22 protein-coding genes are annotated in these 26,213 nt (G+C 56.9%); 15 read left to right on the forward strand and 7 right to left on the reverse strand.

Going from position 1 to position 26,213, the window contains the following annotated elements:
- Positions 1–21: 21 nt before the first annotated feature.
- From ACR0NM_RS06635 to ACR0NM_RS06650, 4 genes are all read left to right on the forward strand, one after another.
- Positions 22–636 (forward strand): nucleotidyltransferase family protein, encoded by a 615-nt coding sequence (locus tag ACR0NM_RS06635; RefSeq protein ID WP_480613709.1) that lies wholly within the window; start codon positions 22–24, stop codon positions 634–636.
- A 746-nt stretch (positions 637–1,382) separates the two neighbouring features.
- Complete coding sequence (locus ACR0NM_RS06640) at positions 1,383–2,819, forward strand: Do family serine endopeptidase (protein WP_480613711.1); 1,437 nt, start codon at positions 1,383–1,385, stop codon at positions 2,817–2,819.
- A 163-nt stretch (positions 2,820–2,982) separates the two neighbouring features.
- Complete coding sequence (locus ACR0NM_RS06645; RefSeq protein ID WP_170393316.1) at positions 2,983–3,663, forward strand: response regulator transcription factor; 681 nt, start codon at positions 2,983–2,985, stop codon at positions 3,661–3,663.
- Positions 3,620–5,026, forward strand: a complete 1,407-nt coding sequence (locus tag ACR0NM_RS06650) for a sensor histidine kinase (protein ID WP_480436965.1) — start codon at positions 3,620–3,622, stop codon at positions 5,024–5,026. The genes ACR0NM_RS06645 and ACR0NM_RS06650 overlap by 44 nt, the downstream gene beginning before the upstream one ends.
- A gap of 35 nt (positions 5,027–5,061) precedes the next feature.
- On the opposite strand, the gene ACR0NM_RS06655 is transcribed toward ACR0NM_RS06650, so the two are convergent.
- Entirely contained in the window at positions 5,062–6,285 is a 1,224-nt protein-coding gene (locus ACR0NM_RS06655; RefSeq protein WP_480613713.1) for a cytochrome P450, read from the reverse strand.
- A gap of 92 nt (positions 6,286–6,377) precedes the next feature.
- On the opposite strand from ACR0NM_RS06655, the gene ACR0NM_RS06660 reads away from it, so the two are divergent.
- Positions 6,378–6,725, forward strand: a complete 348-nt coding sequence (locus tag ACR0NM_RS06660; RefSeq protein ID WP_170393319.1) for a TfoX/Sxy family protein — start codon at positions 6,378–6,380, stop codon at positions 6,723–6,725.
- On the opposite strand, the gene rpiB is transcribed toward ACR0NM_RS06660, so the two are convergent.
- The 3 genes from rpiB to ACR0NM_RS06675 all read right to left on the reverse strand — a co-directional run bounded on the left by rpiB (position 6,722) and on the right by ACR0NM_RS06675 (position 9,019).
- Complete coding sequence (gene rpiB / locus ACR0NM_RS06665) at positions 6,722–7,171, reverse strand: ribose 5-phosphate isomerase B (RefSeq protein ID WP_170393320.1); 450 nt, start codon at positions 7,169–7,171, stop codon at positions 6,722–6,724. The genes ACR0NM_RS06660 and rpiB overlap by 4 nt on opposite strands.
- Positions 7,172–7,289: 118 nt before the next feature.
- Complete coding sequence (ndk, locus tag ACR0NM_RS06670) at positions 7,290–7,712, reverse strand: nucleoside-diphosphate kinase (RefSeq protein WP_008757405.1); 423 nt, start codon at positions 7,710–7,712, stop codon at positions 7,290–7,292.
- Between the two features lie 104 nt (positions 7,713–7,816).
- Entirely contained in the window at positions 7,817–9,019 is a 1,203-nt protein-coding gene (locus ACR0NM_RS06675; protein WP_480613715.1) for a multidrug effflux MFS transporter, read from the reverse strand.
- Positions 9,020–9,124: 105 nt separating this feature from the next.
- Between ACR0NM_RS06675 and ACR0NM_RS06680 the strand changes: the two genes are divergently transcribed.
- From ACR0NM_RS06680 to ACR0NM_RS06710, 7 genes are all read left to right on the forward strand, one after another.
- Complete coding sequence (locus tag ACR0NM_RS06680; protein ID WP_480613717.1) at positions 9,125–10,978, forward strand: ABC-F family ATP-binding cassette domain-containing protein; 1,854 nt, start codon at positions 9,125–9,127, stop codon at positions 10,976–10,978.
- Positions 10,975–11,595: a MarC family protein gene (locus tag ACR0NM_RS06685; RefSeq protein ID WP_170393323.1), complete on the forward strand. Its 621-nt coding sequence runs from the start codon at positions 10,975–10,977 to the stop codon at positions 11,593–11,595. The genes ACR0NM_RS06680 and ACR0NM_RS06685 overlap by 4 nt, the downstream gene beginning before the upstream one ends.
- Positions 11,596–11,636: 41 nt before the next feature.
- Positions 11,637–12,218 carry a TIGR02281 family clan AA aspartic protease gene (locus tag ACR0NM_RS06690; protein WP_170405245.1) on the forward strand — a complete coding sequence of 194 codons (582 nt, stop codon included), beginning with the start codon at positions 11,637–11,639 and terminating at the stop codon, positions 12,216–12,218.
- A 49-nt stretch (positions 12,219–12,267) separates the two neighbouring features.
- A complete protein-coding gene (locus ACR0NM_RS06695) occupies positions 12,268–12,894 on the forward strand; it encodes an ImuA family protein (RefSeq protein ID WP_223118162.1) in 627 nt (208 codons plus the stop codon).
- 43 nt (positions 12,895–12,937) lie between these two features.
- Positions 12,938–14,152: an MFS transporter gene (locus ACR0NM_RS06700; RefSeq protein WP_480613719.1), complete on the forward strand. Its 1,215-nt coding sequence runs from the start codon at positions 12,938–12,940 to the stop codon at positions 14,150–14,152.
- A complete protein-coding gene (locus ACR0NM_RS06705) occupies positions 14,149–14,745 on the forward strand; it encodes a YceI family protein (RefSeq protein ID WP_480613721.1) in 597 nt (198 codons plus the stop codon). Before ACR0NM_RS06700 ends, ACR0NM_RS06705 begins: the two co-directional genes overlap by 4 nt.
- Before the next feature lie 80 nt (positions 14,746–14,825).
- Positions 14,826–16,049, forward strand: coding sequence for an MFS transporter (locus tag ACR0NM_RS06710; protein WP_170393328.1), 1,224 nt, complete (start codon positions 14,826–14,828; stop codon positions 16,047–16,049).
- Between the two features lie 31 nt (positions 16,050–16,080).
- Here the strand turns inward: ACR0NM_RS06710 and ACR0NM_RS06715 are convergent, their stop codons facing one another.
- From ACR0NM_RS06715 to ACR0NM_RS06725, 3 genes are all read right to left on the reverse strand, one after another.
- The gene (locus ACR0NM_RS06715; RefSeq protein ID WP_170595861.1) at positions 16,081–17,754 is read right to left on the reverse strand and encodes a flotillin domain-containing protein; all 1,674 of its coding nucleotides are present in this window, start codon (positions 17,752–17,754) and stop codon (positions 16,081–16,083) included.
- A gap of 35 nt (positions 17,755–17,789) precedes the next feature.
- Positions 17,790–18,506 carry an OB-fold-containig protein gene (locus ACR0NM_RS06720; protein WP_170662288.1) on the reverse strand — a complete coding sequence of 239 codons (717 nt, stop codon included), beginning with the start codon at positions 18,504–18,506 and terminating at the stop codon, positions 17,790–17,792.
- Between the two features lie 206 nt (positions 18,507–18,712).
- Complete coding sequence (locus ACR0NM_RS06725) at positions 18,713–19,639, reverse strand: hypothetical protein (RefSeq protein WP_480613724.1); 927 nt, start codon at positions 19,637–19,639, stop codon at positions 18,713–18,715.
- A 210-nt stretch (positions 19,640–19,849) separates the two neighbouring features.
- On the opposite strand from ACR0NM_RS06725, the gene metG reads away from it, so the two are divergent.
- From metG to ACR0NM_RS06740, 3 genes are all read left to right on the forward strand, one after another.
- On the forward strand, positions 19,850–21,568 hold the full coding sequence (gene metG / locus ACR0NM_RS06730) for a methionine--tRNA ligase (protein WP_480613726.1): 1,719 nt from the start codon (positions 19,850–19,852) through the stop codon (positions 21,566–21,568).
- Between the two features lie 291 nt (positions 21,569–21,859).
- Positions 21,860–23,041 (forward strand): efflux RND transporter periplasmic adaptor subunit, encoded by a 1,182-nt coding sequence (locus tag ACR0NM_RS06735; RefSeq protein WP_170393332.1) that lies wholly within the window; start codon positions 21,860–21,862, stop codon positions 23,039–23,041.
- A complete protein-coding gene (locus tag ACR0NM_RS06740; RefSeq protein ID WP_480613728.1) occupies positions 23,041–26,178 on the forward strand; it encodes an efflux RND transporter permease subunit in 3,138 nt (1,045 codons plus the stop codon). Before ACR0NM_RS06735 ends, ACR0NM_RS06740 begins: the two co-directional genes overlap by 1 nt.
- Positions 26,179–26,213 lie beyond the last annotated feature (35 nt).

Below are 26,213 nucleotides of genomic sequence, written 5' to 3' on the forward strand. Positions count from 1 at the left end.
CACCGACGGCATGCTTGCGAAATGACCCAGATTCCCATCATCCTGCTCGCTGCCGGGCAATCCAGCCGCATGGGTGGTGCTGATAAGTTAATGCAACCGATTGAAGGCGTGCCGCTTCTGCGCCGAGTGGCTCAGCGGGCGCTTGCCGCAGGTCACGTTATCATCGCCCTGCCTCCGGCCCCACATCCCCGATATACGGTGCTGGACGGCCTCGATGTTCAACTGGTCGAAATCCCAAATGCGCAAGAAGGCATGAATGCCAGTTTGAGAGGCGCAATAGCCTCCGTTCCAGCAAATGCACCTGCGGTCATGATCCTGTTATCGGACCTTCCGGACCTCACAACCCAAGACCTGAACAGCGTTCTCCGATCGGTCAAAACCCACCCTGACAATCTGATATGGCGTGGGGCTACTGAGGAAGGCGCTCCCGGCCATCCTGTCGTCTTTGATCGTTCTCTATTTTCAGAGCTTTCGGAACTGAACGGTGACAGCGGCGCGCAGATTGTCGTGCAACGCTACAAGGGCAAGGTTCATCTGCATCGCCTGCCCGCCCAGAATGCGCTGCTTGATTTGGATACACCCGCCGATTGGACCCGTTGGAATGCGGGCCGACCGCAAAAGCAGCCCCTCAAATAAACGCGACCCGGTCAATAATGACCGGGTCGCATGCCCAAAAACAGGACTACCACTTTCACCAATCTCTAAAGCGCGGTCAGATCGCCAATCAGGCTTCCCGACGTTGTGCTGCTGAACCTAAACAAGACCCCCTCGTTAACATGCCGCTCAGCGCTATGGAGACTGAGATGCGCCTTTGACACCCCCTAGTGCCTAAGGCCCCCCTCACTTGGGCAACTCCAATGTCGCTGATCCGATGCGTTCAAACAATGTAAAATTGGATGAAATGGTAAATTTCAGCGCAGGCGCACTGGCTTTTGAGCAACAATGCAACACTCTGGATTCTACCAATGGTTGCATCGACTTATACTTTTTCCAGAAGTTTCCGTCAGTTGCGCACTTAGAATACGGCTAACTTACCTATTTCAAAGGCATCGACGGGCGTGTTCGAAATTTGAACACTCCATCTCACGCAACTTTTAGGAGAAGTATTTTTGAGACCGCAAAAGCGTCGTTTCTTTGTTAACAAAAATGAATCAATTCAATGCTTTTTCGAAATTATTGACTTTATCGGCAACAATCCACCGATTCGCCACATGGCACCCAAGCTGATTCTTGCTACCCGAGCACGTTGAACGGAGTCACTAAAGCGGCGAAACGTGGCGAAATTAAGGTTTCTTAATATTTCTCTCAGGATATCCCAAGGTTGCCAGTGCATCTCCTGTCTCAATGCGCGGGATCAACCGCCGAAATAGACAGGAGTCAAAATGAGCATCCGTAAATCCTCACTGCTTATTCCACGCACATCCAGCTGGATGGGAGCTACCGCACTGGGCGCGGCCATGATGGCCACCACCGCCCTGCCCGCAATGGCAGACGAGGCTCTGGCCGATCTGGTCGAAACCGTCTCGCCTTCGGTGGTCACGATCACCGCCAAGCAAGATGCCAAACCACGCCCCACACAAGGTCAAGAGTTCGACCTCGAAAACCATCCCTTTGGCGAGTTCTTTAAGCGGTTCGGCGGTCCTGAAGGATTTGACATGCCGCAGCGAGGCCCCAGCCAGGGTTTGGGATCAGGCTTTGTGCTGGATATGGCAGGATACATCGTCACCAACCACCACGTTGTCGATAACGCTAGCGAAGTGACCGTACGTCTGAGCGATAACCGCACATTCGAAGCTGAAATCGTTGGTACAGATCCGCTTACTGACATCGCCGTGCTTAAAATTGACGCAGGAGAAGACCTGCAAGCCGTTCAAATGGGTGACAGCGATGTCATTCGCGTGGGCGAAGACGTCGTCGCCATCGGCAACCCGTTTGGCCTGAATGCAACTGTTACGACCGGTATTGTTTCCGCGAAGGGGCGCAATATTTCGGAAGGTCCCTACGCCGAATTCATCCAGACCGACGCTGCTATCAACAAAGGCAACTCGGGTGGTCCGCTATTCAACATGGATGGTGAGGTGATCGGTGTGAACTCGGCGATCTATTCGCCCAGCGGCGGCTCAGTCGGACTCGGCTTTGCGGTGACTTCGAATATTGTAGATCACATCACGGCTGATCTGCGCGATGACGGCGAGGTCAGCCGCGGTTGGTTGGGAGTGTCAATCCAGAATGTCAGCCCCGAACTGGCTGCTGCGATGGGTATCGATACGGCAACAGGTGCACTGGTATCGGATGTTGTACCTGACAGCCCGGCCGATGGCGTACTGCAGCAAGGTGACGTGATCCTGACCTTCAATGACGAAGCCGTTGATTCCAGTAACGATCTTCCGATCCTGGTTGGCACGACCAAGGTAGGCACTGATAGCACGCTGACTGTTCTTCGAAATGGCAAAGAAGAACAGATCGAACTGACAATCGGTCAGCATCAGTCAGCCTCGGCGGCTACCGATAGCGTGGTTGAAGACAAGTTCGAAGGTACGTCGCTGGGCGTAACCGTGGCACCGCTGACCGAAACCGCCCGCGCCGAGATTGGCGTGGCCGAGAACGTCGATGGTGTTGTTGTCACCGATCTGGAGCCCGAAAGCCCTGCGGCCAAGGCCGGATTGCAGCGTGGTGATGTGATCGTTCGACTGGGCAATCTGGATACAGTTACGCCAGACGCTTTGAAAGAAGCGCTGGAGAACGAAAAGACGGATCCAGCTCTGGTTTTGATCAATCGCGGTGGCAACCAGATCTTCGTCGCGGTCGAAATCGCCTAACCCTACACCTAAGCGCGCCACATGATGGGGAAATCTGGAGCGCTTATTCTGGCAGGCACGGATTGTCCACGTGCCGCCGGAACAGCCGGGTGCACCATTGCACCCGGCATGTTTTTTTCAAAGAGTATGTGTGTTTAAATCCCATTGGGAAGGAGCCCTGACCATGAGCAGACGCTTGTTGATCGTTGAAGATGACCAAGACACACGGGACTTCATTGCCAAGGGATTTGGTGAAGAAGGCTATGTTGTCGAAGTCGCATCAGATGGCCGCGAAGGCCTGTACCACGCAACTGACGGCGGATTTGATGCGGTCGTACTGGACCGAATGCTTCCCGGGCTGGACGGGTTATCACTGATTAAGTCAATGCGTGCGGCTGGGTTGAAAACACCTGTTCTGATGTTAACCGCCATGAGTGCAGTGGACGAGCGAGTCAAAGGCCTCCGCGCGGGCGCAGACGATTATCTGGTCAAACCATTTTCATTCCAGGAACTTCATGCCCGGATCGAAGCCCTGTTGCGTCGACCGCAAGAAGCCGAAGAAACGCCGACCCTTGCCTGCCGCGATCTCGAAATGGATCTGTTGACCCGCAAGGTCACACGCAACGGTCGTGAAATCACCCTGACCCCGCGCGAATTTCAAATTCTGGAGTTCTTTCTGCGCCGAAAAAACCGCGTCGTCTCGCGCACGATGTTGCTTGAAGGTGTGTGGGATTACCACTTTGACCCGAACACCAACGTGGTCGACGTCCATATTTCGAAACTGCGCCGCCAGCTTGATGAAGACGGAGCCGACCCGGTGATTGAAACAGTCCGAGGCGCCGGATACATGGTTTCGGATGGATAACCTGCGCCTGTCGCTGAAAAACTCTCGTACTCGGTTGGTTCTGGCCAGCATGGTGCTTAGCACTTTGCTGACGGCGACCGTTCTGACGATGGTGTATTTTACGGCCAATCGCACGATTTCAGGCGAGACGCGTTCGGTCGTTCAGGCCGAGCTTACGGGCCTGGCAGATGAATATGAACGGCGTGGCATGATCGGGTTGATCTCGGCCATCGACCGCCGCTTGCCGACAGCGGCTGAGCGGGATGCCTTGTACTTGCTGACAGGTCGGCAAGGCACGAAACTGGCGGGCAACCTGACGCATTGGCCGGAAGGGATAACTCCGGGTAGCGGCTGGGTCGACCTTCAGCTTCGCAAAGAAGATACGGATCAATATGTCCCGATCTCTGCCGCTTCGGTCCGGCTGCCGGGTGGCGAAAGGCTGCTTGTCGGGCGTGATTCATTGGCCAGACAGCAATTCGACCGGGTTCTGTTCCGGTCTGTTGCACTGGCACTTGCCACTGCATTGGCGCTGAGTTTGTTGACCGGCTGGCTGCTGACCCGGCTGGTGTTTTCACGACTGAAAGACATCGCCAATACAGCCGACAATATCGTTTCCGGCGATTTAGCTCTGCGCATGCCTCTACGTGGCACGGGCGATGAATTCGATCAGGTCGCAGGCACACTGAACAACATGCTGGATCGTATTGAAGAACTGATCAGCAACCTGCGCACAACCTCCAATTCGATTGCTCATGACCTGCGCTCTCCCTTGTCGCGGCTGCGGCAAAGGGTCGAATCCCTGGCTGAGCCCGGCAAAAGCGATCAAGATCGCGAGATCGACATGGCGCGCGCGACCGGAGAGATTGACCACTTGCTGCGCGTTCTCAGCCAACTGACCGAGATTTCGCGCGCCGAGGCCGGTCTGGGCCGCGAACAATTTGAACCGGTAAAGCTTTTGCAACTGGTCGGTGATGTGGTTGAGTTATACGAACCTGTCGCGTCTGATCAGAACATCCGACTCGAGGTCGTTGGAAACGCGAAACCCATCCAAGGCCACCGCCCTTTGCTGTCTCAAGCGCTGTCGAACCTTCTTGAAAACGCCATGCGCTACGCCCCGCCCGGCACAGCGATCACCATCGAAATTCAAGACGACGGCGACTATGCTTTACTCAGCGTTCGCGACCGGGGCCCTGGCGTACCAGAAAGCGATCTGCCTCGATTGCAGATGCCGTTTGTCACGCTTGATCCTGCAAGGACCGGGCGCAATGCCGGTCTTGGACTGGCGCTTGTGGCGGCAATTTCGCATATGCACGGCGGCACATTTCTTGCGCGTAACCGGAAGCCAGGGCTTGAGACAACTCTGAAGTTGTCACGCAATTCGTAATTACATGAAGAACATCTACTAGATTATTGAACAGATTATATAAGTGCAGACAACGACGCGTATCCGTGAAAACGAATGCGACCACCCTGCACCCGTTTTCCTTGAATCTGGTAATCGGGAAATCGCTTCAGCAATCGATCCAGTGCAACACGACCTTCAAGGCGCGCCAAAGTCAGGCCAACGCAGACATGCGGCCCGCCCGCGAAGGCCAGGTGCCTGTTCGGCTTGCGTGTGATGTCAAATCGGGTCGGGTCGGCGAACACCTCGGGATCACGGTTCGCTGCCCCGATACAGAGATGCAGGTTCGTTCCTTTGGCGATCTGATGTCCTCGGATTTCAACGTCCTCCGTGGTTTCCCGGTTGCCAAATTGGTTGGGTGACCGAAAGCGCAAGACCTCTTCAACCGCCGGGGCAATCAATTCGCTATTTTCCAGTAGTCTTTGGCGTTGTTCTGGATAGTCATGAAGCAGCGCCAGCCCATTGCCGATCAGATTGGTGGTCGTTTCGTGACCCGCATTCAGGATAAAGATACAGTTTTGCAGAAGCTCAATCTCGCTCAGCATCTCGTCCGCGCCTTCGCCTCGGATCAGACGTGTCAGAACATCTGTTTCCGGATCTCCCGGATTTGCGCGACGACGGGCAACAAGATCCTGAAGATAGGTTTTGAATTCGCGAACAGCAGTGTGGCCCTTTTCCAGCTGAGCTTCTGTCAAAGCGGGTTCCAAAGCACCAAGGATGGCCAACGACCAATCGCGCAGAGGCGCGCGTTCGTTCATCGGTACATCCAGCAGATTGCCGATGATTTGGATTGGAATGGTCGAGGCAAAATCCGCAATCAGATCAACCCGTCCCCTGCCCGCCATATCATCCAGCAGCGTATCAACGGTTTCGATCAGACCCGGCTCCATCCGCGCGATTGCCCGGGGCGTCAGGGCTGAGGTCATGATCTTGCGCACCCGCGTGTGCAGCGGTGGATCGGAGAACACCAGTGAAGTTGTATGATGTTCGAATAACGGCGAGCCAACACCGAATTTAGGGCCGAACGCAGCCTCCTTATCCGAGGAATAAAGCGTCGTGTTGCGATAAATGGCATCCAGATCCGCATGGCGCGACAACAACATGGAACCGTCCGGCTGCCGCAATACAGGCGCATGCTTAAGCAGTGCATCATAAAAGGGGAACGGGTCGTCGACAAACCCCTCGTGCGGGTTCATCAGGTCCAAATTTTGCGCGACATTCTCTAGGCTTAGATCGTTCATGCTTGACCCCTCCAACGCTTGGGTAGCGGAAAGGGAAGCTGCAAACAACCTTGAGCGGGTGACAGGCCGTATCGGGCGGGATAAGACAAGGCATGTCTGATCCGATATCCTCCATCCGCAATCTTGGCCCGGCATTCGAGCAAGCCTGCGCGCGTGCGGGCATTATGACAGCTCAGGAATTGCGAGCGTTGGGAGCAGACGAGGCTTATACGCGCCTGCTACAGGCCGGAACGCGCCCTCATTTCATCGGTTATTATGTGCTGGTCATGGGCTTGCAAGGCCGTCCCTGGAATGACTGCAAGGGCGAGGAAAAGAAGGCCTTGCGCGAACGGTTCGATGCGATCAAAGCCGGAGTCAGCATAACGCCAAAGCATCAGATGATTGCCGATCTTGATGCTTTGGGCGTGCGAATATCAGCCAAGGATTTGTCGGCAGACTAGGCTTCGAGAGCCTCGATCATGTCGACCCGCATAGCGTGGCGACCACCTTCGAATTCGGATGTCAGGAAAGCAGCCGTGATTTCCAGTGCTTGCTTTTCATCGAGAATCCGCGCCCCCAGCGAGAGCATGTTTGCGTCATTGTGCTGACGGATCATCTGGGCCGAAAAGACATCACTGCAAACGCCACATCTGACGCCGTTGATTTTGTTCGCCGCCATCATGATACCCTGACCGGTGCCACACAAGATGATACCAAAGCGACAATCACCCGAAGCCACAAGGCGCGCTGCGGCAGCTCCGTGTTCGGGATAATGAGTGCTTTCCGATGTGGTCGGGCCGATATCTACGGCCTCCCAACCTTGGGCTTCAACGTAAGCAGAGATAGCCTGCCTGAGGTCGATTGCAGCGTGATCACTGGAAAGAACAATGCGTTTGTTTGTGCTCATGACGGCATTTCGCTCCTGTCGACTAAAGCAATGCGGACAAACACTCTTGAGCCCTGCCCTCATAAGAAAGGCCGCACCCGATATGGGGTACGGCCTAAAGCTGTGATCTGACGGCCGATTAGCCGACCAGTTCGATGCCCGAGAAGAAGTAGGCGATCTCAACCGCGGCAGTTTCCGGTGCGTCCGAACCGTGGACCGAGTTTTCACCGACCGATTCAGCGAACTCGGCGCGGATGGTGCCAGGTGCTGCGTCTGCAGGGTTGGTTGCGCCCATGACTTCGCGGTTCTTTGCAATGGCGCCTTCGCCTTCGAGAACCTGAACAACAACGGGGGCCGACGACATGAATTCGCACAGTTCGTCATAGAACGGACGCTCGGCGTGCACGTCATAGAACTTGCCAGCTTGAGCTTTGGTCATGTGAATGCGCTTTTGCGCGACGATGCGTAGGCCAGCTTCTTCGAACTTGGCATTGATCTTGCCAGTCAGGTTGCGGCGGGTTGCATCGGGTTTGATGATCGAGAATGTGCGTTCCAGTGCCATGTCGGCCTCTCCTTGACTTTAGGGCGCGACACCCGCGCCGAAATCCATCGCGCGCCGCCTAACATGGTATTTGTCTCATGAAAAGCGTTATGATCGTTTATCGCTCAGATCGCCTCGGGCAGTGGGTCGGTACGATCCAACCGACGGACATAGAGCACTGCTAAAAGACCTGCAAAGCTGCTGGCGCACATCATGCTCAGCACCAGATAAGGCCCGTTTTCGGGGCTTACGAACGTCCCGGTCATCATGGTCAAGACAGCCCCCAGTGCCACGATCAAGGCACCTGATAATCCAGCCGCGCTGCCGGCCAATTTCGGGCGCACCGACATCACCCCGGCCGAGGCATTTGCGTTGGTCAGACCATTTCCGAAACCAACGCAGATAGCTGATCCAAAAAACACCCAGACCGAGCCCATGTTGCCGACGAACAGCAGCAATCCACTGAGCGGTCCGACAGATGCCACGATCCGACCGCATAGGATCATTGTCGTCAGCTGAGTACGCGTGGCGATACGCCCCGTCACGAAGTTGCCGACCATGAATCCGCCCGTGATGATCCCGATGCCCAGACCCAGCATTGCTGGGCTCAGGTCGAACCAGGCTGCGGCGACCAATGGCGCGCCGGTGATAAAACTAAAAAAACCACCGATGGAGAACGCGGCGCATAATGCGTAACCCCAGAACCTACGCGCGCGGAACAAATGCGGGTATTCGCGCATCTGCGCCGCGAAAGTCGACGAGCGATTGGTGTTGGTTTCACCCATATCGACCCACAACAACAACAGCACCCCTGCCCCAAGCAGCGAATACAGCACGAACCCGGCCCGCCAACCAAAAAGCATATCCAGTGCGCCGCCTAGCATTGGCCCAAGCATTGGTGCCAGTGCCATGGCCATCGCGACATAGCCGAGCTTGCTCGCGGCCTCGTTTGGTGGGTATCGGTCGCGGATCGACGCGCTCGACAGAACCGGCCCGGCCACCACTGCGGCCTGAATCATCCGAAACGCAAGGAAGGCCCAGATCGACTCGGCTGAAACGCATCCAATTGATGCGACAACGAAAATACCCATCGCGATCAGCAGGACCGGCCGACGCCCGTAACGATCCGACAGCGGCCCGACGATCAATTGCAAGACCGCCGAGACACATAGATACCCGGCCACAGACACGTTAATCAGGCCATAATCCACGCCGAAATCTTCGCTCATATTTGCCAGCGACGGCAGGAACATGTTCAGTGTCAGAACCGAGAGCGCCGTTGCAAAGATCAGCGTTATCAGGTTCGGAGGAGTTTGAGCCGCACGCATATCGAAACCGTTTGGAAGACGAACCGGAACAGCGCTAACACATTGCTTCTGGCTTGAACATGGTGACCTCTGGCGGCGTCTTGGATGCTCTGATAAGAGCGCCTCATGCTACGGATCGAGAACATCACATACGCCGTCGAAGGCCGTCCCCTATTCGACGGGGCCAGTGCGACCATTCCGGATGGCCACAAGGTCGGCCTTGTCGGGCGCAATGGTACCGGAAAGACGACGCTCTTCCGGTTGATCCGTGGTGAGCTGTCGCTGGAATCGGGCAATATCTCATTGCCGAAACGCGCTCGGATCGGCGGCGTGGCGCAGGAGGTGCCGTCGTCGGATGTCTCGCTGATAAACACCGTTCTGGCCGCGGATGTCGAACGCAGTTCATTGATGGCCGAAGCTGTCAGCGCCACCGATCCGGATCGGATTGCCGAGATTCAAACGCGTTTGGCTGATATCGACGCATGGTCGGCTGAAGCTCGGGCAGCCTCGATCCTCAAAGGATTGGGCTTTGACGATGAGGATCAGCTGAAACCCTGTTCTGATTTCTCGGGCGGCTGGCGGATGCGCGTGGCGCTGGCAGCAGTGCTGTTTTCTCAGCCTGATCTGCTTCTGCTGGACGAACCGACCAACTATCTGGACCTTGAAGGCGCGTTGTGGCTGGAAAGCTATCTGGCCAAATACCCTCACACCGTTATCATCATCAGCCACGACCGGGGGTTGTTGAACCGCGCCGTCGGATCAATTCTGCATCTCGAAGATCGCAAACTGACTTATTACGCGGTTCCCTACGACAAGTTTGCCGAACGTCGCGCTGAACGTCTGGCACAAGCAGAGTCGGAAAACGCCAAGGCCAAGGCCCGCATCGCACATCTGCAAAGTTTCGTGGATCGTTTCCGCTATAAGGCGTCAAAGGCCGTACAGGCCCAGTCTCGTTTGAAGATGATCGAGCGCATCCAACTGGTTTCAACTCCACAAGAGGCGGCTTTGCGCGCCTTTTCATTCCCCGAGCCAGAAGAGCTGTCGCCACCGATCATTCAGCTTGAAGGAGGCGTGACCGGTTATGGTGAGACCGAGGTTTTGCGACGACTGAACCTGCGCATTGATCAGGATGATCGCATCGCTCTGCTGGGCAAGAATGGTCAGGGCAAGTCAACCCTTTCAAAACTGCTATCTGACCGCCTACCCCTGATGGCGGGTAAAATGACCCGAAGCTCCAAGCTGCGCATCGGCTATTTCGCGCAGCATCAAGTAGATGAGCTGCATGTTGACGAAACACCATTGGATCACCTGCGCCGCCTACGCCCAAATGAAGCACCCGGCAAGTGGCGCTCGCGTCTGGCGGGGTTCGGATTGAACGCGGATCAGGCAGAAACGCTGGTCGGTCGCCTGTCGGGCGGACAAAAGGCGCGCTTGTCGCTACTGATCGCCACCATCGACGCGCCGCATATGCTGATCCTCGACGAACCGACGAACCATCTGGACATCGAAAGCCGCGAAGCGTTGGTCGAAGCGCTGACTGCCTATTCCGGCGCGGTCATCTTGGTCAGCCACGACATGCATCTACTGTCGCTTGTCGCTGATCGGCTATGGCTGGTCTCGGATGGCACCGTGAAGCCATTCGATGGCGATCTTGAGGCCTATCGCGCTCTTTTGCTGGCCCGCGAGAAACCGGTCAAAGATAAACTACAGGCGCCCAAACCCAAACGTGCGTCACGCGAGACCGTATTGGCCCTGCGTGCGGATCTGCGCAAATGCGAAGACCGGGTCGAGAAACTGACCGATATGCACGACAAGCTTTCTGCCAAGCTGGCGGATCCGGCGCTTTATGAAGATGACCGGATCAACGATCTGGAAACCTGGAACCGCAAATTCGCCGAGGTGGTCGAAGCCATGCAAAAGGCTGAAGCCCTATGGGTCGCCGCCGCAGAACGGTTGGAACAGGCAGAGAGCGCAGCATGATCGACATGGCCTTTTTCATAACGGCTTTCACCACGATGTTTGTGGTGATCGACCCTTTCGGAACCACGCCAATTTTCGTTGCCTTGACGCAGGACATGGACGCGGCCACACGCCGTAAGATTGCCATTCGCAGCTGCCTGACCGCGGTTTTCATCCTGATCGCCTTTGCCGCTTTTGGTGAAGCGGTTCTTGGATTCGTCGGCATCTCGATGGAAGCCTTCCGCGTTGCAGGTGGCGCGCTTTTGTTTCTGACTGCGCTGGACATGCTGTTCGACCGCCGTACCAAACGCCGCGAGGACCGCGCCGAGGAAGAAGATCATTCTGACCCTTCGGTGTTCCCCCTGGCCATACCCCTGATCGCGGGCCCTGGATCGATCGCAACAATCATTCTTTTGGCCGGACAAAACCCGGGCGTCCCTGGGATCGCAGCGGCCTGCGCTGTTATGCTTGCCGTCATGTTGGTTGTATTTGTGTTCTTTCTGGCCGGAGGCATGATCGCCCGTATTCTTGGTAAGACCGGGCTAAACGTGCTGACACGGCTGCTGGGTATGCTGCTGGCTGCACTGTCGGTTCAGTTCATTCTTGATGGCCTCAAAGCCTTTGGTTTCGCCTCGTGAAACACCATATTGGTATGAGAAAACTGATTTCGGGTGATTGAATGGACGGCTACGATATTGGGCGATTGACCTATCTGGTTTTGCTGGGTGCTGCCCTGTTGATGTGGTTTATCACTCAGAACCGTCAGTCGTTGGGAAAAACCATGCAGCAGGTCGCGGCATGGGTGTTTATCTTTATCGGTGTCATTGCCGTTGTCGGATTGTGGGATGACATCCGTTCAACCGTCAGCCCGACCCCGCAACTGACCGTAACTGATCAGCGGATTGAAGTGCCCCGCTCTTATGATGGACACTACTATTTACCAATGCTGGTGAATGGCACAGCGGTGACCTTTCTGGTCGATACCGGGGCCAGCAATATCGTCATCAGCCCGAAAGATGCCGAACGAATTGGAATCGATACGGATCAATTGAACTATCTCGGCCGCGCCTCGACGGCCAATGGAATTGTGCGTACAGCGCCGGTTCGGCTGGACAGCCTGTCTTTGGGCCCCATCACCGATCGCGATATCCTGGCCTCGGTCAATGAAGGCGATCTGGGTCAATCCTTGCTAGGGATGGCGTATCTGCACCGCTTTTCGAACATCCAGTTCGCAGATGGGCGTCTAATCCTGTCGCGTTGACCGCATTCCCCAATTGAGAACAAAATGAGAACATGCTAATTTGATCAGCATGTCCACCAATCTTCTTGGCCGCAAGCCCGCGCGCACCCCACCCGGGGTGGCCCTGCACCCACAGATCAGTCTGCAACTGGCCCGTGTACACGAAGCCTGCGGCCCTGCCCGGCGTAGCTTTGCTCTGTGGGTGGCGGGGCAGACTCAAGGGCCAGTGATGTGGATTGCCCCGGCTTGGGAGGTGGCGCAGCTGCATCCCGAGGGCATGCTGCCTTTTGCCGATCCGTCCCGGTTTCTGCTGATCCACCCTGACAAACCTGAAGACCTGTTGTGGTGCATGGAAGAAGCCTTGCGCAGCGGTGCCGCCCCGTTGGTCATTGGCGATTTGCCCGGCCCGCCGGGTCTGACCCCGGTCCGGCGAATGCATCTGGCTGCCGAACAGGGCGGCATATCGGGACAGGCTCCGCTGGGGCTATTGCTGACGCCTGACGATGGTGGCGCACAGGGGATTGAGACGCGCTGGCATATGGTGCCCACCTATCGGCACGAGGCCTGCAGTTGGTGTCTGACCCGCCGCCGCGCCCGCGCCCTGCCCCCGGCCAGTTGGCACGTGACGCGGGCTGCTCCTCATTCCGGACTGCAGTTAAAGCAGATCAAATCCGAAGACGCTCCGATGATCACATAACTTGTGACTGGCCAAAACCGGACTTGCCCCCTAGCGTGCCGGCATGACACACCCGATCCATGACAGCCGATATTCCTGGCTTCGCCTGCTGATCACCCTGGCCATCGCAACCGTGGTCAATGTGGGCATGTGGGCTGTGATCGTCGTCATGCCCGCCATCGAGGCCGAGTTTGGCGCAGACCGAGCCGCGGCGTCGATGCCCTATACGCTCGCCATGATCGGCTTTGCCTTCGGCAACATGTGGCTAGGCAAGCTGGTGGACCGACTGGGCGTGACAATGGCGTTGATCGGCGCTGCTGTGCTGAGTGCGGTAAGCTATCTGCTGGCAACCCTTGCGCCGAATATCGCGCTGCTGTCGGTTGCGCATCTTCTGCTGGGGCTCGGCACGTCAATCGGATTTGGACCACTGATCGCCGATATCTCGCATTGGTTCATGCGCAGGCGAGGGATTGCTGTGGCACTGGTGGCCAGTGGCAACTACCTGTCGGGCGCGATCTGGCCCACGCTGCTATCGGGCATTCTGCAGCGCGAAGGGTGGCAGCAGGTTTATCTAAGCCTCGCCGTCATCACCCTGGTCGCCGTCATTCCTCTGTCCCTGCTTTTGCGCAGACAGATTCCCGTCGAGGCGCACGGCACGGCAGCAGCGGCAGCACAGGTCAAAGCACAAAGCGTCGGCTTTTCGCCCCGCGCCCTGCAGTACATCCTCGGGCTGGCTGGTATCGGCTGCTGCGTGGCCATGTCGATGCCCCAGGTCCATATTGTCTCCTATTGTGTGGGCTTGGGCTATGGCCCGGCCGTTGGGGCCGAGATGCTGTCTCTGATGCTGTTGGGCGGCGTGGTTAGCCGCATCATCTCGGGGCTTGTCGCGGACCGGTTGGGAGGGCTTTCAACACTGCTGATTGGCTCGGTCCTGCAATGTATCGCTCTGTTCCTGTTTCTCCCTTATGATGGGATGGTTTCGCTTTATGTCGTCAGCATGCTATTCGGGCTGGCCCAGGGTGGTATCGTCCCCAGCTACGCGCTGATTGTACGTGAATATATGCCCCCGCAAGAGGCCGGTGCGCGCGTGGGTTTTGTCATGATGATGACTATCCTCGGCATGGCTCTGGGTGGTTGGATGTCGGGCTGGATCTATGACGTGACTGGCAGTTATCAGCTTGCTTTCATCAATGGCATCCTTTGGAACGGGCTGAACATCGCAATCGTGCTGATGCTCATGAAACGCTCGCGCCCGCGCGGTCGCACGGCGATGGCATGAGGAACCTTACCCGACGCAGCCTGATTGCAAGCCTTTGCGCGTTACCAATGGCACGGGCAGCGATGGCCGCCCTCACCCCATATGCGCTGGCAGCATCGCGCAGTTCCGTTGGCTTCACCTATGATTTGTCCGGCGCGCTTCAGACGGGCACGATGCCAGTACAGTCGGCCCAAATTCTGATTGATACCAATCGCTTGCAAAACAGCCGGGTCGATGTCGTGCTGGACGTGGCCCGGGCGCGGACGAACCTACCATTTGCCCGAGGTCCGATGTTGGGAAAAAGTGTGTTGAACGCTGCCCAATACCCCACCATCCGTTTCATCACGACCAAGATTCAGTTGGGACCCACTGGCCGTATCTCTGAAGGTGCAACCGTGACCGGCGATCTCACACTGCGCGGTATCACGCGTCCGGTGACTTTGAGCGCCAACCTGTATCGAAGACCGGGAAGCGCGGTGGATGATTTGGACACCCTGTCCATCCGGCTAGAGGGGGCGATCAATCGAAATGAGTTTGGCGCGTCTGGATATCCTGATCTTGTACAACCCACGATCGGCCTGGACATCCACGCCGAAATCATCCGGCAGGATTAACCACAAAAAGGCAAAAAACGACGTCAGGGCGTCGATTAGGCGCGCGCATTTCGTGGCGACAAGGTCAAGTTGCACCTATCATGCGTACGATCATTTCATTTGCCGCCCTCTTTCTTTCGGTCATTCTGCTGCAGCTCTCAACGGGTGGTGTTGGTCCGTTGGATGCAATCTCGGGGCTGACGCTTGATTTTTCGACCGAACAGATCGGTCTGCTGGGGTCATCGCACTTTATTGGGTTCTTTGTTGGTTGCTGGTGGGCTCCGCGGCTTATGGGCAGTGTCGGGCACTCGCGCGCATTTGCGGTCTGCACCGCTTTGGGCGCGATGGGGTTGCTGGGGCATACGCTGACTGAAAACCCTTATGTCTGGGCCGCGCTGCGTATCGCGTCGGGCACCTGTGTGGCCGGGTGTTACACCGTGATCGAGGCTTGGCTTAACGCCAAGGTCACCAACGAAACCCGTGGGCGCGCGATGGGTACGTATCGTATCGCCGATATGGGGGCCTCGCTTTGTGCACAGCTTATCATTGCTGTTCTGCCACCCGCCTCTTACGTTTCATACAACCTGCTAGCGATCCTGTGCTGTGCATCGATCTTGCCGCTGGCCCTAACTCGCGCCAGCCAACCCAAGACACCGGACACCCCGCGCCTGCGCCCCAAGCTGGCCTGGCACAGCTCACCACTGGCTGTGGCGGGCGTTATCGTGGCTGCGCTCAGTTCGGCATCATTGCGCATGGTCGGCCCGGTATACGGTCAGGAGGTCGGACTGGGCGTAGATCAGATTGCATTCTTTCTGGCCTCTTTCGTTCTGGGCGGCGCACTGGCCCAGTACCCCTTGGGTTGGCTCGCAGACAAGTATGATCGACGCTGGGTGCTGATCTGGCTATCCGTGGCAGCGGTGCTAAGCTGCGGTGTCACGATGTTGGCTAGCGGAACTGGAACGGTCGGCGTTATGCTGGCCGCCGGGTTCTTTGGCCTGACCACGTTTCCGATTTTCTCGGTTTCCTCGGCGCATGCGAATGATTTTGCCACGACCGAACAACGCGTTGAATTGGCAGCGGCCTTGATGTTCTGGTACGCGCTGGGGGCGATTGCATCGCCCTACATCTCATCCACGTTGATCCAGCAATTCGGCCCTGGAGCCCTGTTTGCTTTTGTTGCATTGGGTCATGTGTTTCTTATTGTTTTTGGCCTCGCCCGTATGCGCTCGCGCCCGACGCCCGAGAAACGGACGAATTATGTCTATGCTCCGCGCACATCCTTTACCATCGGCAGGCTGCTCAAGGGTTCTCGCGAAAAGCAATGAAAAAGGGCCGGGAAATCCCGGCCCTTCTGTATTACTGCTGGACCGCTGGCCCATGGCCCTCGACCACGTCGACCACCTCATCTGGATCCACGGTGCTCTCAAGCGCACCGTTCACCACGCCCCCGACGCCGTTCTCCATGGACAAGCCAAGCTCTTCGCCCAGTTTCTTGAGCGCTGGCATCTGCACGGCCATTCCCATGATCGAATCCAACGCCTGATTGACAACCGGCTTTTCACCGCTTGAAACACCACCACCATTGGCAGCTCCGATCCCACCAACCTGATGGATTTTGATCGAGTCGATTTTTTCGGCCGGTTTGACCATTTCCGAGATGATCGAGGGCATGGTTTCAATGCGGGTCAAGTCGACCTTCATCCGGATCTGCTCAGGTGACAGGGCATTGTCGGCCTCTACGATCGCACGCTTACCTTCCGCCTCGGCCAGCATGTCGTTCTTCTTGGCCTCGGCGCGAATGTTCAACGCGTCTGCTTCGGCCTGCGCTTCCTCGCGGCGGGCTTCGGCGCGATCTGCGGCGGCCTCTTTCTCGGCCTGCGCTGACAAACGGATCGCGGTGGCCTGACGTTCGGCCTCACGGGTGGCTTCAATCAGAACAATCTGCTTCTGGCGCTCGGCCTCGGCCACTTCGCGCGCCGTAGCCACGGCTTCGGTTGCTTTGGTCGCCTCGGCTCGAGCCAGATCGGCGGATGCGCGCGCGCGGCTTTCCTCTTCGGATTTCTGCGCGATGATGATCTGGCGTTCCTGTTCCGCGACTTCGATCTCACGCTCTTTGGCGATCTCGGCATCGCGGATCTTGCGCTCGCGCTCAATCTCGGCGGAACGAATGGCCTCTTCACGGGCAATCCGGGCGCGTTCGGTTTCGCGTACCGAGTCTTCAGTTCGCGCAGCGATCTCCGCCTCTTGCGCCACACGAAGAGTTTCCACCTTCTGCGCCTGCTCGATGCGCGCCTGCTGTTCGTCCTGTTCGATCAGCAACTTCTGACGCTCCGCTTCCATCGCCGCACGACGCACCTCAACCTCGGCCTCGGCGTCGATCTGCGCGCGTTCTTTCTTGGATATGGCAATCACCTCGGCCAGCTTGCGCATACCCACGGCGTTAAAGGCGTTGTTCTCGTCCAGCGCTTCAAACGGCGTCTGGTCGAGCGCAGTCAGCGAGACGGATTCCAGCGACAAACCGTTCTTCAGCAAGTCTTCGGACACCGCATTCTGCACCTCTTGCACAAAGTCGGCGCGGTTTTCATGAAGACCATCCATGGTCATCTGAGCGGCCACGGCACGCAGACCGTCGATCAGCTTGCCTTCGATCATCTCACGCAGTTGCTCGACGTCAAAGGTGCGATCACCCAGCGTTTGCGCGGCGCGTGCGATGCCCTCTTCAGTCGCCATCACCGAGACGTAGAATTCGACACCCACGTCGACACGCATCCGGTCTTTGGTGATGAGCGCGGCCTCACCGCTGCGCTGCACCTCAAGGCGCAGAGTCTTCATGTTGACCGGGCTGACTTCGTGCAGCAACGGTACGATGATGACGCCGCCATCCATAATGACCTTTTTGCCGCCCGCGCCGGTTTTCACCAGGCTGATCTCGCGCGTGGCGCGTCGATAAAGGCGGCCAAGTACAAGGCCTATGAACAAGAGTACGGCTAAAATAGTCACAACTGTAACGGCCAGGAATGATAGTTCCATGCAATATCCTCCGGATTGGGGTTAAGATTTTTTGGTTAAACTGACATGCGAACCAGAACGAACCGGTCGCGCTGTCGATCACGCAGAACAAGGACTTCTGTTCCCTGCTCCAGCGCATCTTTGTCCTGCAACGGCTCTGCGCGAAGGTAGTGCGTGTTGCCAAAGCGATCCATGACGCGGACTTCGGCTGGACGGCCTCGCGATGCGATACCCTGAGTGATCACGCCACGGCGGCGGGCCAGCATCCGTTCCGACATCGCTTCGGTTTCGGTTTTGGGCAGGAGGCGAGCGAAGACACCACCAAAGCCACGTGCGAACCATAGGCCGAATACTCCGGCCGGAATCGCGGCCAACCATGCAGGTAAGTCAAAGCCCAGCAGATCACGCAGCGCCAGTTGCAGGCCTATGCCACTCAGGCCGAAACCAGCCAGCAGCACAACGAGCCAGATCATGAATGGCATCTTGCCAATGCCCAACCAGCCAAACGGGCCGACGGGCGTAGCCGCAGGCACATCGGTTTCAATTTCGGCCAGTTCCAAGTCACTCAGATCGATGTCGGCGTCGATATCCAGATCAAAGTCGACGACGTCCAGATCGGGCGCGTCGACCATGTCCAGATCAACCTCGCCCTCGCCTGCCAGAAGACTTCCCCCGAAAACCAATGCGATCAGTTCAAGGCCCAGAAGACCGAACAGAAGCGCAAGCGCCAAGGTAAAGGGCACAAATGCGCCCTCTAGTAAAAAGTCAAACATCAGCAGATTGCCCTCGTTATTGTATACTTTTGTATACATTTTAAATGGGAAGTCATTGCTACAATTTCAAGAGGTTGTGATTCTGTGTTTCAACCTGAGGTTATTTACATCCAAATGTCAGGTACAATCTGCAACCATGACATTAAGCTCAATTTCTTTCGCCCGTGCGAAACGTATCACCTGTTCACACCTGCTGGAGTAATTCTCTAATCGGTGGGCTTTGGCGGTGGTGCCGGGATCATTTCATCCAGGATCGATCCCGCCTCATATCCCAGCAGGTCAACCCGCATCCGTTCAGGGTCCCCGAACACCCATGCACCAACATGCCTCTGCATTCGAACGTATCCGGCATATCCGGCCAACGCGTCGTTCCCGTGTGCGTTCTCAGCGAACAGAACCTGCCCGGCAGCAACCTTTTCCGGCATCACGCGCTGTAGGTACAGTAGCACGACATTGACGTCTTTGACGCTTGAGCCGCCGTGATGCACGACATACATCTTGGTCCACTCCTCTTCGCTCATGGCTGCGCGTGCGTCGGACACGGCGGAATGAAGTGCGTTCAACTCCGCACGTGCAGATTTCTCCATATTCTCTGCCCAGATGGGCCGCATGTCGTTGATCACCTGCGAAACCGCTTCACGTGTGATCTGATCCTTGTCGAGTGCACCTTGAGCAAATGCCCGGGCTGTTTCGAGCATTTTGCGCTGGCTCGCCAAGTCGCCCTCGGTCATGCCCAGTTCGCCCAATGTCGCAAGAAATACATCTATCTCATTGATGATAATTGCAAACTCCGCCTTCCAGCGCTCATCATCGATATTTTCATCAGGCCATGGAGTCACCGCCCCAATCAATCCCAACACAACATGCGACGTGGACTTCAGATGCTGATAGGTTGGCGCATCCCTTGGATAGCTCGCCTCTCCGTCTTCGGTCATGACCGTGACATCGCGTGCGATAATCATGACGGGCCGGGTTTCAGCCGTCAGCGCATCCTGGCCACGGTGAAAGATCGAGAGCATAGCGTGGTCAAAAGCATGCACCGGATCATCTGTGGCGCTCTGGTCGGCGATGGCGCTGGCGGTAAATACAATAGCTGCAACGGCGGCACAGCAGCCCATCCATAAACTCTGCATAATGAAATTCCCCCTAAGCTGGGTTCTCCTGATCATCATACACCATTGGTACACACGGGGCGAAATCGCTGACGAACGCGACACAAACTCCCGGGAATGCACGAAGTCGCGTAGTAATACCCGTTAAATTCAAGCGTGTATGAATGCGGGCTTTTGATTGCGGGCCACATAAGGTAGACGGGCGCGCAGACAGATATGTGGAAGCGCATTATGGCCCGGATTCTCATCACCTCGGCGATCCCTTACATCAACGGGATCAAACACCTCGGCAACCTGATCGGCTCGCAATTGCCAGCCGATTTGTACGCGCGTTATCAGCGTGGCCGGGGGAACGAGGTCATGTTCCTGTGCGCAACCGATGAGCACGGTACTCCGGCCGAATTGGCCGCCGCCAAAGCAGGTAAGCCGGTGGAGGAATACTGCGCCGACATGTACGCGGTGCAAGCCGATATCGCCAAGCGCTTTGGCCTGAGCTTTGATCACTTTGGCCGCTCGTCCAGTGAACAAAACCGCAAGCTGACCCAGCATTTCGCGGGCAAACTGGATGAGGCCGGGCTGATCCGGGAAGTCAGCGAAAAGCAGGTTTATTCCAACGCCGATGGCCGTTTTCTGCCCGACCGCTATATTGAAGGCACCTGCCCCAATTGCGGCTATGATCGCGCACGTGGCGACCAGTGCGAGAACTGCACCAAACAACTGGACCCGACCGACCTGATTGAGCCTCGCAGCGCGATCAGCGGCTCGACCGATCTTGAGGTGCGTGAGACCAAGCATCTGTATTTGCGTCAATCCGCAATGAAAGATCAGTTGGACGCGTGGATCGACAGCAAGACAGACTGGCCGATCCTGACAACCTCGATCGCCAAGAAATGGTTGCATGATGGCGACGGCCTGCAGGATCGCGGCATTACCCGCGATCTGGATTGGGGTGTACCAGTCAAGAAAGGTGATCAAGATTGGCCCGGCATGGAAGGCAAAGTCTTCTATGTCTGGTTCGATGCCCCCATTGAATACATTGCCTGCGCCAAGGAATGGGCCGACGCCAATGGTAAGTCTGATGCCGATTGGGAGCGTTGGTGGCGCACCGACAAAGGCGCAGACGACGTGCGTTACGTTCAGTTCATGGGCAAGGACAATGTGCCCTTCCACACCCTATCATTCCCGGCCACCATTCTGGGTTCGGGCGAGCCCTGGAAGATGGTCGATCACCTGAAATCGTTTAACTACCTGAACTATGATGGCGGCCAATTCTCGACCTCGCAGGGCCGTGGAGTGTTCATGGATCAGGCGTTGGCTATTCTGCCCGCTGACTACTGGCGCTGGTGGCTGTTGAGCCATGCGCCAGAAAGCAGCGACAGCGAGTTCACATGGGAGAACTTCCAGCAGTCGGTGAACAAAGATCTTGCGGATGTTCTGGGTAACTTTGTCAGCCGGATCACTAAGTTCTGCCGCTCGAAATTCGGTGAAGCAGTGCCCGAAGGTGGTGCGTATGGCGAACGTGAACAGACCCTGATTGCTGAGCTTACTAGACGAGTACGTGCCTACGAAGGCCACATGGAAGCGATGGAAGTGCGCAAATCCGCGCAAGAGCTGCGAGCGATCTGGGTCGCTGGCAACGAGTATCTGCAGGCTGCCGCACCATGGTCTACCTTTAAGGAAGATCCTGCGCAGGCTGCGGCGCAGGTGCGGCTGGGGCTGAACCTGATCCGCCTCTATGCAGTTCTGAGCGCGCCGTTCATTCCCGATGCGTCTGCAAAAATGCTTAGTGCGATGAACACACTCTATACCAGCTGGCCCGAAGATATCGATGCCGCGCTGCGCGCCCTGCCCGCTGGCCATGAATTTTCGGTTCCCGACGTGCTGTTTGCCAAAATCACGGACGAACAGCGCGAAGACTGGCAGAATCGGTTTGCGGGAACGCGTGAATAACAACAAAATTCGATTTATGAATGCCGCAGCGGAGCCCTGAAGCCTCTCCGCTGCTGGTTTTTGGCAGAGAAAATTCGCCCGCCCCAATTGTCATCGGGCAGATAAACGCCTGCGGATGCAGGCTAAGTCTGCAGATTGGAAAGAAATTTCGGGTCGATTCTTGCCAACGCACTACCTCAACACGCTTGAGAAACTGCGTCAAACCCGCCATCCTGCCTATAAAATCAATCGACTCATCCGGGGGTTTCTGTTGCCCGGTTGTGCAATCTTTACTTTGAACGAGGCGCCAACATGTCCCTTGCATTTAAGAAGCCAGCACTCCGCCCACGCGGCTATTTCAGGGCACTCGGCGTTTCTGCCGCTTTGTTTGCATGTTCCAGCCTGCCTCAGATAGCGGTCGCGCAGGATCAGGGCGATGCCCCTGCGCCCAAGGTGTCGATCGCCGCAGCTTATACCGAAGAGATCACCGATCAGGCCACCTTCATTGGACGGGCCGAGGCAATCGACAAGGTCGATATTATCGCGCGCGTCAGTGGTTTCCTGGACAGCCAGAACGTCGACGATGGCTCTCCGGTGAATGAGGATGACCTGCTGTTCACGATCGAACCGGATCTTTACGAAGCCACGCTTGAGGCACGTAAAGCCGATCTGGATCGGGCGCAGGCAAACCTTGAACTGGCCAAAGTCGATCTCGCCCGCAAGGAAGAGCTGTACAAGCGCGACGCTACACCGGAATCAGAACGTGACATTGCCCGAGCCAATGAACTGGTCGCCGAGGCCGAGGTCAAAGCCGCCAATGCAGCGATCCAACAGGCCGAGCTTGATCTGAGCTACACACAGATCCACGCCCCGTTTTCGGGCCGCATCGGCCGCGTGGAAACCAGTGTCGGTGATGTTGTGGGCCCCAACAATCCGCCGCTTGTCACCCTGGTCAGCGAAGCCCCCATCTATGTGAATTTTTCGTTGAATGAAAAGCAGTTCACGTCGGTTCTTGAACAATTTGGTGAAGACCCGGCCACGCTAGCTGAAAGCAGCCAAAGCCCGAATGTTCATGTGACTCTGCCGAACGGTACTGAGCTGGATGAAACCGGCGAAATCATTTTTGTCGACAACCGCATTGACCCGCTGACCGGCGCCATTACGATCACGGCTCAATTCGACAATGCCAAGCGTCTGCTCGTTGATGGTGCCTTCGTGAACGTTCAGATCGAAGCGCTTGAGCCGACGCTGCAGGTATTGATCCCTCAAGCAGCGCTGCAGCGTGATCAGCGCGGCGAATTCGTTCTGGTCGTCAATGACAAGCAGATGGTGGAACAGCGCTACATCACAACCGGAGATACCGTGGATTCGGCGATTATCGTCACAGATGGCCTGCGCGAAGGCGAAAGCGTCATCGTCGAAGGCCTGCAACGCGTGCGCCCCGGCGTCGCCGTTGATGCAGTCGTTGCGTCCGAGCAGCCGGAGAATAACTGATGTTCTCAGCCCTGTTTATCAGCCGGCCCAAGCTGGCGCTTGTCATTTCGCTGGTCCTGACCATTTTGGGCGGGATCGGTTATCTGGTTCTGCCGGTTGCGCAGTTTCCCGATATCACGCCTCCGGTGGTCAGCGTAACGGCCACCTATACAGGTGCAAATGCCGAAACCGTGGAAAACACCGTCGCCGCCCCGATCGAGGCGCAGGTCAACGGTGTGGACGACATGATCTATATGACGTCGACCTCATCGGATAACGGCTCGTACTCGTTGAACGTCACGTTTGAGGTGGGCACCGATCCCGATATCGCCTCGGTCAACGTGCAGAACCGTGTGGCACAGGCGATGGCATCGCTGCCGTCCGAAGTGACTTCATCCGGTGTTGTCACGCAAAAAGCCTCGACCAACATGCTGTTGCTGGTCACGCTGACATCACCGAATGGCACCTATGATAGTGTGTTTCTTTCGAACTATGCCTCAATCAACCTGAAAGACGCTCTGGCGCGGGTTCAGGGCGTGGGTAAAGCGGATGTTCTGACCAATCTGGAATACGCCATGCGGATCTGGATGGATCCGGACAAGATGGCCGCGCTGTCAATCACTCCGGGTGATGTGATCAATGCCATCCGCGAACAGAATATTGAGGTCTCTGCGGGCTCAATCGGATCGCCTCCTGTGCCTGAAGGACAAACCTTTCAGTACACGATCAAGACCAAAGGCCGCCTGACCTCGGCCGATGAATTCGGAGATATTGTAATCCGTACAGGCGAAGCCGGTGCGATTGTGCGCGTCAAAGACATTGCGCGCGTCGAGTTAGGGGCGCAGTTCTATTCCGCCTCGGGCTATTTCGAAAGCGTTCCTGCGACCGTTATCGGCATCTATCAGGCCCCCGGCGCAAACGCCCTTGCGGTGTCCGAACGTGTTGAGGCCGAACTTGAGCGCCTGTCACGGTCCTTTCCCACAGATGTCGAATACGATGTTCCATTCAATACGACGGATTTCGTGGAACAGTCGCTCAATGACGTGGTCTCGACCCTCATCCTGACATTCATATTGGTGATCACAGTTGTGTTCATCTTCCTTGGCAGTTGGCGGGCGACGATCATTCCTGCGGTGGCAATTCCAGTCTCATTGATCGGGACATTTGCATTCTTGCTGGCCTTTGGCATGTCGCTGAACACGATCTCGCTGTTCGCATTGGTGCTAGCCATCGGGATCGTTGTAGATGACGCCATCGTCGTGGTGGAAAACGTCGAACGTATAATCGCCGATGAAGGTCTGCCCCCTGCCGAGGCGACCCGCAAGGCCATGGGCCAGATCACCGGCCCCGTCATCGCAACCACGCTGGTGCTGCTGGCCGTGTTCGTGCCGGTGACGTTCATGCCCGGCATATCCGGGCGATTGTATTCGCAGTTTGCCGTCACGATCTCGACCGCTGTTGTGATCTCGTCGATCAACGCTCTGACACTGTCACCGGCCCTGTGCGGATTGGTGCTGCGGGCGCGTTCAGGGCCGCCCAAGGGGCTTCTGGCCGTGTTCGAGGGATTTATCGGCGGCATGCGCAGCGGCTATGTCGCCATTGTGCGGAAGCTACTGATCCTGCCAGTCATTTCGCTTGGGATCATTGCGGCCTTCGCGGCGGGCACCGGGACCATCATGGGCAACACGTCCAAAGGGTTTATTCCGCTGGAAGACAATGGATATCTGTTCGTTGATATCCAGCTTCCCGACGCTGCGACGCTTGAACGGACCGAAGCGGTTTCTGCGCGGATCGATGAACAGATTCAGCAGATCCCGGGTGTGGCCAGCACCGTTCTGGTCAACGGCTTCTCGCTTTTGAACGGGACCACCACCAATGGCGCGGCCATCTTCGTCAACCTGACCAACTGGGAAGAGCGGCAGGAGCCCGAGCTCAGCGCGGATGCGATTCTGGGCCAGGTTCTGGCGATTGCTAATGGTGAATCTGCGGCGTCGATTGTTGCGTTCAACCCGCCGCCCATTCAGGGCCTTGGTATGTCCGCAGGGGTAGAGATGGAGGTGCAGCAGACCGGTGGCGGCTCGCCGCAGGATCTGGCCTCGGCCGTTGGGTCTTATGTCTACGCCGCAAACCAGCGGCCTGAGATCGCGCAGGCCTACACCACCTTCCGCGCGAACGTGCCGCAATTGTTTGTCGATCTGGATCGGGAAAAGGCCAAAACACTGCAAGTCTCGGTGGCCGAAATTTTCCAGACCATGCAGGCGCAGCTTGGCTCGTATTACGTGAATGACTTCAACCTGTTTGGTCGTGTCTACCGCGTGATGATCCAGGCCGAAGGCTCGTACCGGAATAAGGTCGAAGATATCTCAGAGCTTTATGTGCGCTCCAACAAGGGTGAGATGGTACCGCTAGGCACGCTGATCGATGTTGAAAACGTGCTGGGTCCGGTCCTGCTGAAGCGGCATAACCTGTTCCGCTCGGCCACCGTGACGGCGGTTCCGGCACCGGGGCTATCCACCGGGGACGCCATCAATGTCATGACCGAGGAATCGGCGACCGCCCTACCCCCCGGCTATGCCTATGAATGGACCGGAACGGCGCAGCAGCAGTTGGCCTCGGGCGGTCTGGTCGTTGTGATCCTTGGGTTGGCGATCCTGTTTGGGTACCTGTTCCTTGTCGGCCAATATGAAAGTTGGACAATGCCCGTTTCGATCCTGATGTCGGTGACCGTGGCCTTGTTCGGTGCCGTCGCAGCGGTGGCAATCGTTGGCAGCGACATCAACCTCTACACGCAGATCGGGATGATTATGTTGGTCGGGCTTGCGTCAAAGAACGGGATCCTGATCGTCGAATTCGCGATGGAGCAAAGGGCCAAGGGGTTGTCAATCAAAGAGGCCGCGGCCGAGGCTGCCTATCAGCGTTTCCGCGCTGTGATGATGACCGCCCTGTCCTTCCTTTTGGGCGTGGTTCCCCTGCTGGCCGCGAACGGGGCCGGAGCTGCCAGCCAGAAGGCCATCGGCGTTGCCGTGTTCGGCGGTATGCTGGCAGCCACTCTGTTCGGGGTCATTCTGGTACCGGTCCTTTACGCTGTGATGCAGAGCCTGCGCGAATGGGTCAAAGGCAGCAAGAACGATCCGGAACCGTCAGAAGAAGCCGCATAAGACCGGCATTGAAATCGCAAAACGCCCCGCACATC

This window comes from Ruegeria sp. AF2 (assembly GCF_056542025.1).